We start from the raw sequence: 15,229 nt of genomic DNA, 5'->3' as shown, positions 1-15,229 counted from the left end.
ACACGGTAGGCGTGCGGGCATCGCGCCACCATGAACAGATGCCACACGGTCATGGCCGCCGATCAGACATATGCTCAACGTCGTCGAGGTAGGAGGACACCCAGGCCAGGGGCGCGTTCCAGTTGATGGTGATCTCGTTGGTGGAGAACGCCATGATGTCGTCGGCGTAGCACATCGCCGGGGCGCAGCCCTTCAGCTTCTTGGCCGAGACCGGGTCCTCCAGCCCGGAGTTCGGGCCACCGGCCAGCGAACCGCGGGCCGGGCCCGGCAGCTTGGCGTCGATCTGGTGCGCCCAGAAGCGGTGGTGCTGACGGTGCGAGTCCCGTTCGCCGTAGCCCGTGACATAGGACTGGTTGAGCGGATTGCCGCCCAGCAGATAGTCCATGCCGCGCTGCACCGCGTCGCGGTAGCGGGTCTTGCCGGTCAGGTCGTGTGCGGTGGCGAGCACGACCATGTTGTTCAGCACCTGGCTGTTGGAGCCCCACTCGTACTTTCCGCCCTTCGGCGCGTACGGAACGCCATAGGCCGACTTCGCGGAGTCCGAGGCGTAGCGGTCGGCGGCCTTCGTCACCGTCGCGCGCACGGCGGCGCGCTGCTTGTCGGTGAGCTTGCCGTCCACGGTGGCCAGGTCGAGGGCGCCGAGGCCCGCGGTCGCCGACCAGGACAGTGCGCCGCCGCGCGGGAAGAGCGCGTCGACGTCGCCGTGCAGCGGTGAGCGGAGGAACGCCGTGCGGTAGGTGTCCTCACCGGTGGTGAGGAACAGCTCGGCGGCGGCCCAGTAGAACTCGTCGCCGACGTGGCGGTCGCCGTATGCGCCGCCCCCGACGGAGTCCTTGTCACTGGCGAACATCTTCGGATGCTTCTTGGCCGCGGCCCACGCAGTGCGGGCCGTCTCCAGGCACCGGGCGGCGTAGTCCGGGTCGTAGGGCTGGAAGAGGCGGGCGCACTGCGCGGCGGCGGCCGCCAGGTTGAGGGTGGCCGCGGTGGACGGCGGACGCAGCACCCGCGGCTGCTTGTCCTGGTCCGGCCGCGTCGGGAACCCGGTCCACCGCTTGTCGTGCATCTTGTGGAACGCCATTCCGGCGTACGGCTTGCCCTGGGGCACCTGCATGCGCATCAGGAAGTCCATCTCCCAGCGCGCCTCGTCGAGGATGTCCGGGACGCCGTTGCCGCGCTCGGGCACCCGCAGCTTGCCGTCACTCAGCGCGTCGCCGTCGGCACCCCGGGTGGTGCCGGTGCGCTCGTGGGCGGACATCAGCTGGGCGACGGAGATGCCACCATTGACGACATATTTGCCCTGGTCACCGGCGTCGTACCAGCCACCGGAGACATTCCGCCGGTAGTCGGACCCGTGCCACCGGAACGGGACGTCGGTGTCGCCACGGTGCGCGGCGGTCTTGTCATGGCCCGCTGGGCGGGCGTACCGGGCCCCGACGAGGTCCTTGTCGATCTTGATGCCGCTGCGGTTGTGGTAGAAGTACGCCAGCGAGTCGTTGCGCAGCGCGCCGTAGAGGTGGTCACCGATGGTGAACGGCTCGCTCTTCTGCCCGCCGATGGTGATGGTGTAGCCCTCGCCCGCGTCGGTGACCTTGCTGAAGTCGAAGGTGTGGACGCGCTGCCGGGAGCTGGGGTCGACGCCCGCGGGGGTGGTGACGCCGCCGGCCCGCTTGGTGCCGTCGGCGGTCTTGAGCGTCCACGTCAAGGGCCGGGTGGCGCCGGTCACGACGGTGCCCTTCTTGGGGCCGTGGGTCGGGTAGCCGACCTGGTTGATCCGCACCGGCGAGCCGGTGTGGGCCTTGGGGCCGGGCTTCTCGGCACCCTGGGCGGTCCGGCCGTCCGCGGCCCCGGCGGCGGGTGCGGCCAGGGCGCCCAGCGCCAGACCGGCGGCGACGGCCGCGCCCAGCACGCGGGGGCATCGTTCGACGTGTATAGCCATGCCTCAGAGCGTAGGAAGCCGTCCTGACCTGCGGCTTCGTACGCTTAGTCGAAATCTGGCTACGCATATCGACGGAGTTCCGCCTACCTCAATTGAGGTAGGCGGAACTCTGCGGAGGTCAGGCGGAGGTCAGACGGAGGTCAGCTCACCTCGGAGACCTTCCAGCGCTGGTTCGCACCGGACGTCGGGGTCCAGATGGTGACGGCGGCGCCGTCGTGGGTGGCCTGTCCGCCCACCTCCAGCAGCCGGCCGGTGGCCGCGTTGACCAGGGTCCAGGTGCCGTCACCGGTGGTCGACATGATCCACTGGGTGGCCTTGTCGCGCTTCCCGTGGTCCGGCTCCAGCACCGGTGCGCCGTCCCGGACGGCCAGCCGCTTGCCCTCCACGGGGTTGGTGAACACGTACCGCTGCCGGTTGCCGGTGTCGCCGCTGATCTGGCGCAGCTGCCACTGCCGGTCGCGGGCGGAAGTGTCCGCACCCTTGATGACGAGCTTGCTGCCGTCGTCCGCGACGGTGAGCGCCTTGCCGCTCTGGACACCGGTCAGCTGGTACGTGTGGCCCTTGCGCAGCTCGGCGGCGTCCTTGGCCACCCCGGACACGCCCTTCACCAGGAAGGTCGTCACGGACTGGGCGGGCGCGGTGAAGGTGGCCTTCTTGCCGGTCACCTCGATGGCGTCCTGCCGCTCCAGCTTGCCCTCGGCGCTGGTCACCACGGGGGTGACGGTCGCGTGGCGGCTGACCTTGCCGAACTTGGACAGGTCGAGGGTGACATCACGCTCACCGGCGCCGCTGTTGACGTGGACGACGGTGGCCGCGTTGCCCTTCTTGGAGACGGCCGCGGCGCTGGAGGTGTCATCGGTCTTGATGAGCCGGTCGCCGGGCTTGATGTAGTGGGTGAAGTTGCGGGCCGTGTCGAACTTGGTGTTCGTACGGATGGGGCAGCTCTCGAGCGTGTCCTTGGAGGTACAGCTGAACGGGATCTGGATGCTGCCCCAGTTCCCGCCCTTGGCCGACTCCCCGCCGGGTTTCATGTTGTCGTAGTCCTCGACGGGCTGCCAGAACACCCAGGCACGGGGCTCCAGTTCGCGCAGGTCGTCCACCATCTGCCGGGCGAGCCCGAGGCCGGGCCGCATATCGGTGAAGCTCTGGCCGTCGCCCCAGTCGCCCTCGACCTCGCTCATCCACAGCGGCTTGTCCGCCGCCTTGGCCAGGTCGCGCGCGCTGGTGCGGCCGCCGGTGCCATAGGTGTGGACGTTCATCTGGCCGACGAGGTCGCGGATCGCTTGCGGGTAGGTGTTCCAGTTCTGCGTGAAGATGGAGGGGTTGGTCTCGTCCATCGCGGAGATCTTCGCGCCGGTCCGCGCCTTCTTCAGGGCGGGAGCCAGCGCGCCGATCACCTTCTGCTGGAGTTCCGGGCCGATGTGCGCGCCCTCCTGCCGTCCGCCGACCGGCTCGCCGTCGGCTCCCAGGCGGGTGCTCCAGTAGTTGGTGTTGGGTTCGTTGAACGGGTCGACGGTGTCGACCTTGATGCCGTGTGCCTTCTCCAGCCGCTTGGTGGCGCCCGCCATATAGGCGGCGAAGTCGTCGACGGATTCCGGCTTGAGCTGTTCGTCGGTGGCGTTGAAGCCGCCGGAGACATAGCCGCTCTCGGTCATGAACCAGGGCGGCGAGTTGCTGAACGTCTCCCAGTGGTCGATGTCGCCTCTGATGCGGTCGACCCACCAGCGCTGGGTGGCGTCGGCGTCCGGGTTCCAGTCGGCCTTGTCGCCCGCGCTCCACCAGTCGGTGTCCTCGCGCGTGGTGCCCTCCGGGGCCTTCCACCAGCCCTCGACCGCTCCCCCGGCGCGGAGGTAGTCCTTGACGTCCGGGGCGTTGCCACCGCCGATGTTGTAACGGGCGATGTTGAGAGCGAGGCCGCTGTCCCCGAAGAGCAGCCGGGCCAGCTTCTCGCGGATCTCCTTGGGATAGTCGCCGGTGGCGTTGGCGAACCAGACCAGGCTGGTGCCCCAGCCCTCGAATCTGTCCGCCCGGTACGAGGGGTCGGGTGAGACGGTGACGGCGTCGGCCGTGGCCGCCGCCGGGGCCTGCGCGGTCACCGGCGGGGCGGTGATGAGGGCGGCCCCGGTGGCCAGGGCGGTGACTCCGATGGTTCCCAGGAGGCGTCGTGTGCGGGTACGGCGTGCCAACGTGTGCTCCCAACTCGTGTGCGGACGCTTCGGTGGACCGGCCGCCGTGGCCGCGAGGGCGACGACGGAGTTTCAGGAGGCGGTGACAGACGTGGCGGATCCCGCCGTCAGGCCGTGGGCTGGCGCAGCACGGCGACGCCCCTGGGGGCCAGGGCGAACACCCCGTCGCCCGCGGCACCGCCGATCAGGGGTTCCCCGGCGAGTCCGGTCAGCGGCACCGTCGTATCGGTGCGGTTGACCAGGAACAGATAGCGGTTGCCGCCGTCGCGGCGCACGGCCAGCTCGACGCTGCCCCGGGCGCCGTCCGGCAGTTCGCTGGTGACGCCGGCGGGGGCGAGCAGCGCGGGCAGCAGTCCGGTGAGCCCGTCCGTGCCCAGCCGGGTGGAGACGTACGCGGCCGATCCCCCGCCCACCGCGCGGCGGGTGATGGCGGGGCGGCCCGGGTACGTCCCGTCGCGGTAGTGGGCCAGCACCTCCACCTCGGGGGCGGTGACGGTGATCCGGTCGGTCCACAGGGTGCCGGTGGCCGTGCCGTTGGGCCCGGCCCCGCCCCCAAATACGCCGCCGGTCTCGATCTCGACCGTCTCGCCGTCGAGCAGCGGGCCGAACTCCTCGATGCGGATGCCGAGCAGCTCGCTCAGGGCCCCCGGGTAGCCGCCGAGCCAGACGTGGTCGTTCTCGTCCACGACACCGGAGAAGTAGGTGGCGATCAGGTGGCCGCCCTGCTCGGCGTACCGGGTGAGGTCCTTGGCCAGCGCCGCGGGGACCATGTGCAGCACCGGCGCGATCAGCACCTCGTACCGGCCGAGGTCGGCAGTTGCGGTGATGACGTCGGCGCGTATGCCGAGGGCGAGGAGTGCGGAGTACCAGTCCAGCGCTTCCTGGCGGTAGTCGAGGCGCGAGGTCGGGTGGGAGTCCTGTTCGCTCGCCCACCACGACTCCCAGTCGAAGACGATCCCGACCCGGGCCGGTTCGCGTTCGGTCCCCGCGACCGGGGCCAGGGTCCGCAGGGTCCGGCCGAGTGCGGCCACCGAGCGGAACACCTCGCTGTCGGGCCCGGCGTGCGGCACCATCGCCGAGTGGTACTTCTCGGCGCCGGCCGCCGACTGCCGCCACTGGAAGAAGCACACGGCGTCGGCGCCGTGGGCCACGTGCAGCAGCGCGTCACGGGCCAGCTCGCCCGGCCGCTTGGCCACGTTGACCGGCTGCCAGTTCACGGCGCTGGTGGAGTGCTCCATGAGGAACCAGGGGCGTCCGCCGGTGATGCCGCTGACGAGGTTCGCGGAGAAGGACAGCTCGTCGCGGTCCTGCGGGCCGGGCCTGACGTAGTGGTCGTTGGAGACGAAGTCGATCTCACCGGCCCAGTCGGCGTAGTTCATGCCCTTGGTTTCGCCCATCACCATGAAGTTCGTGGTGACCGGAATCCCCGGGGTGAGCTCGCGCAGGACGTCCCGCTCGGCGCGCAGATGCTCCTTCAGCGCGTCGGAGGAGAAGCGCTTGAAGTCCAGCTGCTGGGTGGGGTTCGGATGGGAGGCGGCCAGCCGGGGCGGCAGGATCTGGTCCCAGGCGCCGTACCGCTGGGACCAGAACGCCGTGCCCCAGGCGTGGTTGAGGGCGTCGAGGGTGGTGTAGCGGGCGCGCAGCCAGTCGCGGAAGGCGCTGGCGGCGTCGTCGGAGTAGTCGTAGATGTTGTGGCAGCCCAGCTCGTTGGAGACGTGCCAGGCCACCAGGGCGGGATGACCGGCGTACCGCTCGGCCAGCTCCCGCACCAGGCGCAGCGCGTGGGTGCGGAAGACGGGCGAGGTGGGTCGCCAGTGCTGCCGCGCCCCCGGCCACACCGTCTCACCGGAGGCGGTCACCGGGAGGATCTCCGGGTGCGCCGTGGTGAGCCAGGGCGGCGGGGACGCGGTGGCGGTGGCCAGGTCGACCCCGATGCCACCGGTGTGCAGCAGGTCCATGACCTCGTCGAGCCAGCCGAAGTCCCACTCGTCCTCGGCCGGCTGGATGCGGGCCCAGGAGAAGATCCCCACGGAGACGATGGTGACACCGGCCTCGCGCATCAGCCGGATGTCGTCCTCCCACACCTCGCGCGGCCACTGCTCGGGGTTGTAGTCCGCGCCGTAGCCGATGCGGGGGGTGAGGTCACCGTCCGGCCCCTGCGGAGGCTGGGTCTGGAGGGTGGAGATCATGGTGGTCCTTCCGGTGGACCGCACGGGGCGGCGCGGGCGGGGCTGGTTACTTCTGGACGGTGAAGCCCTGCTCTTCTCCGTACTTGACGGAGGCGTTCTGCCAGGCCTTCAGTCCGTCGGCCAGCTTGGTGCGGGAGACGTAGGCCTTGCCGACGGTGTCGTTGAAGACGGAGTTGGCGTAGACCTGGTAGGGCAGGTACGACCAGCCGCTGCCGACGTTCGCGGCCGACTCGGCGAAGATCTTGTTGGCCTTCTGGCCACCGAAGTACGGGAACGCGGTGTTCTGGAACGCGTCGGATTCGAGGTCCGCGGTGGTCGCCGGGAAGGCGCCCTCCTTGATCCGGGTCTGCACGCCCTTCCCGGCGTTGGCGTACTCGGTGAAGGCGTAGGCGAGTTCCTTGTGCTTGCCCAGGGTGGGCAGGGCCAGGGAGCTGCCGCCGTTCTCCGCGGTGGTCTTGTCCCCCGCCTTCCACTGCGGCATCGGTGCCACGCGCCAGTCGCCGGAGGCCTCCTTCACACCGGAGGCGAAGTTGGCGGGCATCCAGGCACCGGCGGTCAGGGTGGCGATGGTGCCGTCGCCGAGGCCCTTGTACCAGTCGTCGGTCCAGCCGGTGATGGGCGCGACCAGCTTGTCGTCGAGCAGCTTCTGCCAGGTGTCGGTGTACCTCTTGGCGCCCGCGTCGGAGAAGTCGATCTTCACCTTGGTGCCGTCGACCTTGTACGGGCGGGAACCGGCCTGCCACAGCATGCTGGTGGCGGTACCGCCCTCTCCCGTGTCAGCGGTGATGTACGCCTTGGGGTTGGCCTTGTGCAGGTCGCGCGCGGTCTTGACGTACTCGTCCCAGGTGGTCGGCACCTTGAGCTTGTACTTGTCGAAGACCTTCTTGTTGTAGAACATCGCCATGGGGCCGGAGTCCATGGGCAGGGCGTAGACGTCCTCGCCGGACTTCACGGAGTTCCACGGGCCCGGGGAGTACTTGTCGGCGAGCTTGTCGGCACCGTACGGGGCCAGCTTGTCGAGGGCCTTGGTCAGGGCGTACTCGCCCAGCGCGTAGTACTCGATCTGCGCGACGTCGGGGACGCCCTTCTTCGCGGCGATGGCGTTCTGGAGGGCCTTGTACTGGTCCTTGTTGGTGCCCGCGTTGACCAAGTTGACCTTGACCGCGGGGTGTTCCTTCTCGAAGTCGTCGGCGACCTTCTTCAGCGTGGGCTCCCAAGCCCACACCGTCAGGGTGCCGCCCTTCTCCAGGGCCTTGTCGATGTCCTTGGCGGACACCGGCTTCTGGTCGGCGGCACCGTCGTCGGAGCCGCCGCAGGCGGTTGCCCCCAGGGTGAGGGCGGAGACCAGGGCTATGCCGCGCAGCAGGCGGCGGGCGTTCATGCGCATGGGCGTGCTTTCCACTTCTTCGTGGTGCGGGGCTTCTTCGTGGTGCGGGGCTTCTTCGTGGGGCGGGGCGGTGGAGCTGTTCCTTGACGGGCGGGCTATTCCTTGACGCTTCCGGCGGCGAGCCCGGACTGCCAGTACTTCTGGAGCAGGAGGAACGCGGCGATCAGCGGCACGATGGTGATCAGGGAGCCGGTGATGACGAGGTTGAACACGGCCTCGCCTCCGGCGGTCGCGGCCTGCTCGTTCCAGCTGTGGAGGCCCAGGGTCAGCGGATACCAGTCCGGGTCCTTCAGCATGATCAGCGGCAGGAAGTAGTTGTTCCAGGTGGCGACCATCGTGAACAGCAGGACGGTCACGATGCCGGGTGCGAGCAGCGGCAGGACGACCTGGAAGAAGGTGCGCACCTCGCTCGCCCCGTCGATGCGGGCCGCCTCCAGCAGTTCGTCGGGTACGGCCTCCGTGGCGAAGACCCACATCAGGTACAGGCCGAACGGCGAGATGAGGGACGGGATGATCACCGCCCAGGGGGTGTTGGTGAGCCCCATCTTGCTGAACATCAGGAAGGTGGGCACGGCCAGCGCCGTGCCGGGCACCGCGACGGCGCCGATGACGACGGCGAAGACGGCGCGCTTGCCCGGGAAGGTGAACTTGGCCAGGGCGTAGCCGCCCAGGACCGCAAGCAGGGTGGCGCCGCCGGCCCCGGCCACCACGTACAGCAGGGTGTTCAGCAGCCAGCGGGTGAAGACGCCGTCCTGGTAGGTGAGCGTCTCCCGGATGTTGTCCCACAGGGCGAAGTCGCCGCTGAACCACAGCCCGAACGACCGGGCCAGCCCCTCCTGGGTCTTGGTGGCGCTGATGACCAGCCAGGCCAGCGGCACCAGCGAGTACAGCAGGACCAGTCCGGTGAGGAGGGTCAGCAGCACGCTGCGGCGCGGGCGGCGCCCCGCGGTGCGCTTCCGCGGCGCGCGCAGCCGGGGCGGGGAGCCCGGGGAGTCGGCCGTGGCGGATGCGGGCGGGGAGACGGTGGTGGCGGGGCTGCTCATCGCTTCACGCTCCCTTGCGCATGCCGCGCAGCTGGACGACATAGGCGATGACCATGGTGATCAGCCCCATGATGATGGCGACCGTCGCGGAGTAGTTGTGCTGCTGGCCCGAGAAGGACAGCGAGTAGGTGTAGAAGTTCGGGGTGTAGTCGGTGGTGATGGAGTTGGGCGCCAGCTTCTGGAGGATGTTCGGCTCGTTGAACAGCTGGAAGGTGCCGATGATCGAGAAGATGGTGGCGATGACCAGGGCGCCGCGGATCGCGGGGAGCTTGATGGCGGTGATGACGCGGATCTGACCGGCGCCGTCGATCTCCGCGGCCTCGTACAGGGAGTGCGGGATGACGCGGAGCGCGGAGTAGAAGATCAGCATGTTGTAGCCGACGAACTCCCAGGTGACGATGTTGCCGATGGACGTCAGCACCAGATCGGGTGACAGCGGGTTCGGCAGGGACACCCCGAGGGCGTCGTTGATGTCGCTCACCAGGCCGAAGCGGGTGCCGTACATGAACCCCCACATCAGGGTGGCGACGACGGCGGGCACCGCGTACGGCAGGAAGATCGAGATCCGGAAGAAGTCCCGGCCGTACAGCCGCCCGCTGTCCAGGGCGAGGGCGACGAGCAGGGCGATGCCCAGCATGATCGGCACCTGCACGAGCAGGAACAGCGACACCCGGGTCAGGGACTCCCAGAACCGGTCGTCCTCCAGGGCCTGTTGGTAGTTGTCCAGACCGACGAACGTGGTGCCGCCGATGAGCTGGTCGCGGAAGAGGCTGAGGTAGATCGAATAGGCGATCGGGGCCAGGAAGACGAAGGCGAAGACCACCACGAAGGGGCCGATGAACCCCCACCCCGTCCAGGAGCGGCGGTCCCGCTTCGCCGGAGGCCGGGCCGGGCGCCGTTTCACGGCGGCGGGGGGTTGCAGCGTCGTCATGTCGTTCCTCGCTCGTCCATCACGGAACCGGCGTCGGGCGCCGTCGCGATGTTTGCGTAAACATCCCGACGATCAAGGAAGCGCGGAGGTGTTATGTTTACGTAAACATCTGATGGCGGAATGTCTACACTGCCCCAATGACGGTGGTCAAGAGCCGTCTGGCAAAACCAGGACGCACGCAGCGAGGGAGACAGTGGAAGCAGCGGACAACCCCTCGGCGGAGAGCCCTCCGGCGGGCGCCCCCTCGGCGGACGGCGCCCCGGCGGGCGACGGCAGCACCCGGACGCGGGCCGCCCGGCGCGCGCAGCGCGCGTCCATGGCGGACGTGGCCCGTCTCGCCGGTGTCTCCGCGCAGACCGTGTCCCGGGTCTCCAACGGCTACCCCGGCGTCACCGAGGACACGCGGCGGGAGGTGCTGGCCGCCATGAAGCAGCTCGGCTACCGGCCCAACAGCGCGGCCCGGGCGCTCAAACGAGGCGAGTTCCGCACCATCGGCGTCATCACCTTCACCCTCTCCACCACGGGCAATGTGCGCACGCTGGAAGCGATCGCCACCTCCGCGGCCCACGAGGGCTACGCGGTCACCCTGCTCCCCGTCGCCGTCCCGACCCAGGACGAGGTGCGCGGCGCCTTCTCCCGGCTGGGCGAACTCGCCGTCGACGCCGTCATCGTCATCATGGAGGTCCACCTCCTCGACGCGGCGGCGCTCTCCCTGCCGCCCCACGTCCAGGTCGTCGTGGCCGACTCGGACGCCGGGGACCGCTATACGGTGGTCGACACCGACCAGGCGGGCGGCACCCGCGACGCGGTGGACCATCTGCTCGGGCTCGGCCACCGGACCGTATGGCATCTCGCCGGTCCCGAGGGCTCCTTCGCGGCACAGCGCCGCGCCGACGCCTGGCATGCGGCGCTCACCGAGGCCGGGCGCGTTCCGCCACCGCTCGTACGGGGCGACTGGTCGGCCGAGTCCGGCTACCGCGCCGGGCTCGCGCTCGCGGCCGAGGAGGACTGCACGGCGGTGTTCGCCGCCAACGACCAGATGGCGCTCGGCCTGCTGCGGGCCCTGCACGAAAAGGGCCGGAAGGTGCCGGACGACGTCAGCGTCATCGGCTTCGACGACATCCCCGAGGCCGGGGAGTTCCTGCCGCCGCTGACCACCGTGCACCAGGACTTCGCCGAGGTCGGACGCCGCTGCGTGGAGGGCGTCCTGCGCCAGATGCAGCAGAGCACCCCGGGCCGCGGCACCACGCTCGTCCCCACTCGGCTCGTCCTGCGCCGCAGCACCGCGCCACCGCCCCCGGGGTAACGACGAACGAGGCCGGTACGGGGAGATGTGCTCCCCGGACCGGCCTCGTGACGCGAGCTTCTCAGACCTTGCTGCCGATTCCGGTCAGCGCCCGTACTTCCATCTCCGCCTGCTTCTCGGGGTCCGCGGGGTCCTTGCTGAGGACCGTGCCGAGGAATCCGCAGAGGAAGGAGAGCGGGATCGACACGATGCCGGGGTTGGTGAGCGGGAACCAGTGGAAGTCGACGTCCTTGAAGATGGACGTCGAGGTACCCGAGATCGCGGGCGAGAAGAGGATGAGGATGAGCCCCGACCCCAGGCCGCCGTAGATGCTCCACAGCGTCCCCGTCGTGTTGAACCGCTTCCAGTACAGGGTGTAGAGGATGGTCGACAGGTTGGCGGACGCTGCGAGCGCCAGGGCCAGCGACACCAGGAAGGCCACGTTCTGGCCGTTGGTGACGATGCCTCCGATGATGGCCAGGAAGCCGACCACGATGGCCGTCAGACGGGCGACCCGGATCTCGGACCGCGCGTCGGCCTTCCCCTCCCGCATCACATTGGCGTACACGTCGTGCGCGAACGACGCCGACGCGGTCAGGGTCAGACCGGCCACCACCGCGAGGATCGTCGCGAAGGCCACCGCGGCGACGACGCCCAGGAGCACCGCACCGCCGATCTTGAACGCGAGCAGCGGTGCCGCCGAGTTCTCGCCTCCGGGGGCCTCCAGGATCGCGTCCGGGCCGACCAGCGCGGCGGCGCCGTAGCCGACGACCAGGATCCCCAGGTAGAACAGGAACATCGACCAGGAGCACCACACCACCGACCGGCGCGCCTCCTTGGCGTTCGGCACGGTGTAGAAGCGCATCAGCACGTGCGGCAGGCTGGAGATGCCGAGGACCAGCGCCAGGGACAGCGAGACGAAGTCGAGCTTGTCCATCGCGCCGTCGCCGTACCAGCCGCCCGGTTCGAGCAGGCTCTGCCCCAGCGGGCTGCGCGCCGCCGCCTGGTCGAGGAGCGCGGAGAAGCTGAATCCGAACTTGCCCACGATGAAGACGCTGATGAAGGTCACGCAGATCAGGAGCAGAGCCGCCTTGATGATCTGCACCCAGGTGGTGCCCTTCATGCCGCCCACCAGGACGTAGAAGACCATCACGAGGCCGACGCCGGTGATGACGAGGGCCTGCCCGCCCTTGCTGTGCACATTGAGCAGGAGGGCGATCAGCCCGCCCGCGCCGGCCATCTGGGCGAGCATGTAGAAGAACGTGATCACCAGGGTGGCGTTGGCCGCCGCCGCGCGCACCGGGCGCTGCTTCATCCGGTAGGCCATCACGTCGCCCACGGTGAACCGGCCGGTGTTGCGCAGCCGTTCGCCGACGAGCAGGAGGGCGACCAGCCAGGCGACGAGCCATCCCACCGAGTAGAGGAAGCCGTCGTAGCCGTGGACGGCGATCGCCCCGGAGATCCCGAGGAAGGACGCCGCGGAGAGGAAGTCGCCGGAGAGGGCGATGCCGTTCTGGACGCCGCTGAAGGCGCTGCCCGCGGCGTAGTAGTCGGCCGCCGTCTGGTTCCTGGTGGTGGCCTTGTAGACGATGAACAGCGTAATCAGGACGAAAACGACGAATACGCTGACGTTGATGAGCGGGCTGCCGGTCGTCTCAGCCGCGATCTGCACTGTCATTCCTTGTCGGCCCCTGCCAACTCGCGCACCTTGTCCACCTGCGGGTCGATTTTCCTGTCGGCGAAGCCCCGGTACAGCAGGACGATCGTGATCGTCGACACGAACTGCAACAGGCCGAAGACGGTTCCCATATTGACCGAGCCGAACACCTTACGGCTCATGAATCCATGACCATACGCCGAGAACAGCGCAAACGTCATGTACCAGCAAAAGAAGAGCGCGCTCATGGGGAAGACAAACCGGCGCAGCCTCTTGCGAAGCCGGTCGAATTCCGGGCTCTGCTGAATCGCGGCGAAGTCGGGCTCATCGTTTTCCGTGCCGCGGTCGGCGAACCCCGGTCCCGTGGCCCGCTCGGATGAAATAGGCGCGGGCGGCCGCACCGCTTTCGTCATGTCCTCTCCCGGGAGTTTCGGGCAGGAGAATTCGTACGGATCTGCCTGCAATGGATGGTGGGGAGGAGGAGCAACCCGCAGCCCCATGGCGGGGTCAGTGTAGTAAGGCGCCGGATGCCGTCAACGACCGGGGATACCCGGCGGACCGGCTCGACCGGGCTTGCGCCGGAACCGCCCGGTCCCAGGTGACTGCATGCCACATATGCGGCTACGAGATCCTTGTGAGTACCTGTCAGAACTTCTCAGGATGTGCACTTTTACCGTTCCTTCCTCCTTTCGGTCCGTCTGACCTGGTGTCACGTGATGACGGCAACCCCGAGCCACCGGAGTTGCGGATATTTCGTGAACGGGGGATGCATGCAATGTGTCGATGTTGGTGGATCGCCCCATCTATGCGAACGTGTGGGAGGCTGCTCCACTACGGGACCCGTGATGAAGTCCCGTCGTTGTTCCCGCTGATCAGGGTGCTCTACACTCGCCACCGCCCGAGACGTCTTCGACGTCTCCAGAAAAATGAGCCTGCGGCAATGGGTTCCCGAGGACGGAGGTAGGTAATCGGTGGGTTTTCTCGACCGCTCTCGCATTATCGCAGGGCCGGGGTGGAATCGATGGCTGATTCCTCCGGCGGCGCTTGCGATTCACTTCTCCATCGGTCAGGCATACGCCTGGAGCGTCTTCAAGACGCCTCTGGAGAAAGCCCTTGACATCTCGGGGACCGCCAGCGCACTCCCCTTCCAGATCGCCATTCTCGTCCTCGGTCTCTCCGCCGCCTTCGGTGGCACGCTCGTCGAGCGCAAGGGTCCGCGGTGGGCGATGTTCGTGTCGCTCGTGGCCTTCTCCTCGGGCTTCCTCATCGCCTCGCTCGGCGTTGCCGCCAGCCAGTACTGGCTGGTCATCTTCGGATACGGCGTCGTCGGCGGAATCGGCCTCGGCATCGGATACATCTCGCCGGTGTCCACGCTGATGAAGTGGTTCCCGGACCGCCCGGGCATGGCCACCGGCACCGCGATCATGGGCTTCGGCGGCGGCGCGCTGATCGCCTCCCCCTGGTCGTCGCAGATGCTCTCCTCCTTCGGCAGCGACACCAGCGGCATCGCCCGGACCTTCCTGGTGCACGGCCTGGCCTACGCCGCCTTCATGACCCTGGGCGTACTGCTCATCCGGGTGCCGGCCGACGGCTGGCGTCCGGCCGGCTGGGTCCCCCGCGAGGACGCCGGGAAGCAGCTCGTCACGACCGCGAACGTGTCGGCGAAGAACGCGGTGAAGACCCCGCAGTTCTGGCTGCTGTGGGTCGTGTTGTGCATGAACGTCACCGCCGGCATCGGGATCCTCCAGAAGGCCGCCCCGATGATCCAGGACTTCTTCCAGGACACCGACGCCCCGGTCAGCGCGACCGCCGCCGCCGGGTTCGTCGCCCTGCTGTCCCTGGCCAACATGACCGGTCGCTTCGTCTGGTCGTCGGTCTCCGACGTGATCGGCAGGAAGAACATCTACCGCCTCTACCTGGGCGCGGGTGCTCTGCTCTACCTGACCATCCTGCTCGGGAAGAACAGCAGCACCGCGCTGTTCGTGGTCGCGGCCATGGTGATCCTGTCGTTCTACGGCGGCGGGTTCGCGACCGTACCGGCCTATCTGAAGGACCTGTTCGGCACCTACCAGGTCGGCGCGATCCACGGTCGGCTGCTGACCGCGTGGTCGGTCGCCGGAGTCGCCGGGCCGATCATCGTGGACGCCGTCGCGGACGCCGGGAAGAAGTCCGGGAACACGGGGCCGGGCCTCTACGCCATCTCCTTCTACCTCATGATCGCGCTGCTGGTCGTCGGCTTCATCGCGAACGAGCTGGTGCGGCCGGTGAACCCGAAGTTCCACGAGCCGGAGCCGGTGGCGTCGGGTGAGCAGGCCGCTGACGCGCAGGGCGAAGTCCAGGGCGAGCAGGGCAAGGCCCGGGACGAGCAGGACGAAGCCCGGGACGAGCAGGACGACGAGGGCGGAACCGACGATGTACCGGCTGAGAAGGCCGTCCCGGCCGAGAAGGGCAAGGGGTAACTGATGGCTCACCAAGACGAACCTTCGCAGAGCGCGGCCGTGAAGTCGTCGCCCGTCCTGCTGGCCGTGGTGTGGCTGTGGGTGGCCATTCCCTTCGCGTACGGCCTCTATGAGCTCGCCATGACGAGCCGAAAGCTGTTCGAGTAGAGAGAAAGC

Annotated in this window: 11 protein-coding genes; 3 read left to right on the top strand and 8 right to left on the bottom strand. The window is 68.7% G+C overall.

The features are described 5' to 3' along the window. Positions 1 to 49: 49 nt before the first annotated feature. From HYQ63_RS38505 to HYQ63_RS38480, 6 genes are all read right to left on the bottom strand, one after another. Positions 50 to 1,936 carry a glycoside hydrolase family 9 protein gene (locus HYQ63_RS38505; protein WP_179938298.1) on the bottom strand — a complete coding sequence of 629 codons (1,887 nt, stop codon included), beginning with the start codon at positions 1,934 to 1,936 and terminating at the stop codon, positions 50 to 52. Positions 1,937 to 2,076: 140 nt separating this feature from the next. Continuing rightward, positions 2,077 to 4,122 carry an RICIN domain-containing protein gene (locus HYQ63_RS38500; protein ID WP_179938297.1) on the bottom strand — a complete coding sequence of 682 codons (2,046 nt, stop codon included), beginning with the start codon at positions 4,120 to 4,122 and terminating at the stop codon, positions 2,077 to 2,079. Between the two features lie 107 nt (positions 4,123 to 4,229). Continuing rightward, a complete protein-coding gene (locus HYQ63_RS38495) occupies positions 4,230 to 6,311 on the bottom strand; it encodes a beta-galactosidase (protein ID WP_179938296.1) in 2,082 nt (693 codons plus the stop codon). 46 nt (positions 6,312 to 6,357) lie between these two features. Continuing rightward, complete coding sequence (locus HYQ63_RS38490; protein WP_179938295.1) at positions 6,358 to 7,698, bottom strand: ABC transporter substrate-binding protein; 1,341 nt, start codon at positions 7,696 to 7,698, stop codon at positions 6,358 to 6,360. 95 nt (positions 7,699 to 7,793) lie between these two features. Beyond that, positions 7,794 to 8,741, bottom strand: a complete 948-nt coding sequence (locus HYQ63_RS38485; protein WP_179938294.1) for a carbohydrate ABC transporter permease — start codon at positions 8,739 to 8,741, stop codon at positions 7,794 to 7,796. A 4-nt stretch (positions 8,742 to 8,745) separates the two neighbouring features. Next, positions 8,746 to 9,672: a carbohydrate ABC transporter permease gene (locus HYQ63_RS38480; protein ID WP_179938293.1), complete on the bottom strand. Its 927-nt coding sequence runs from the start codon at positions 9,670 to 9,672 to the stop codon at positions 8,746 to 8,748. 316 nt (positions 9,673 to 9,988) lie between these two features. Here HYQ63_RS38480 and HYQ63_RS38475 point away from each other — a divergent pair, with 316 nt between their 5' ends. Then, positions 9,989 to 10,978: a LacI family DNA-binding transcriptional regulator gene (locus tag HYQ63_RS38475; RefSeq protein WP_179940960.1), complete on the top strand. Its 990-nt coding sequence runs from the start codon at positions 9,989 to 9,991 to the stop codon at positions 10,976 to 10,978. Positions 10,979 to 11,039: 61 nt separating this feature from the next. Here the strand turns inward: HYQ63_RS38475 and HYQ63_RS38470 are convergent, their stop codons facing one another. Together HYQ63_RS38470 and HYQ63_RS38465 are read right to left on the bottom strand one after the other, a co-directional pair. After that, the gene (locus HYQ63_RS38470; RefSeq protein ID WP_179938292.1) at positions 11,040 to 12,635 is read right to left on the bottom strand and encodes a cation acetate symporter; all 1,596 of its coding nucleotides are present in this window, start codon (positions 12,633 to 12,635) and stop codon (positions 11,040 to 11,042) included. Continuing rightward, entirely contained in the window at positions 12,632 to 13,027 is a 396-nt protein-coding gene (locus tag HYQ63_RS38465) for a DUF485 domain-containing protein (protein WP_179938291.1), read from the bottom strand. The genes HYQ63_RS38470 and HYQ63_RS38465 overlap by 4 nt, the downstream gene beginning before the upstream one ends. Before the next feature lie 558 nt (positions 13,028 to 13,585). Between HYQ63_RS38465 and HYQ63_RS38460 the strand changes: the two genes are divergently transcribed. Both HYQ63_RS38460 and HYQ63_RS38455 read left to right on the top strand, forming a co-directional pair. Continuing rightward, positions 13,586 to 15,073 carry an OFA family MFS transporter gene (locus HYQ63_RS38460; RefSeq protein WP_257232418.1) on the top strand — a complete coding sequence of 496 codons (1,488 nt, stop codon included), beginning with the start codon at positions 13,586 to 13,588 and terminating at the stop codon, positions 15,071 to 15,073. A gap of 3 nt (positions 15,074 to 15,076) precedes the next feature. Next, a complete protein-coding gene (locus HYQ63_RS38455) occupies positions 15,077 to 15,220 on the top strand; it encodes a hypothetical protein (protein ID WP_167542538.1) in 144 nt (47 codons plus the stop codon). Positions 15,221 to 15,229 lie beyond the last annotated feature (9 nt).

This window comes from Streptomyces sp. Rer75 (genome assembly GCF_013414305.1).
In the GTDB taxonomy this organism is placed as follows: Bacteria; Actinomycetota; Actinomycetes; order Streptomycetales; family Streptomycetaceae; genus Streptomyces; species Streptomyces himastatinicus.
The sequence above is the reverse complement of the archived record's forward strand: the minus strand, read 5'-3'. Positions and strand labels throughout refer to the sequence as shown.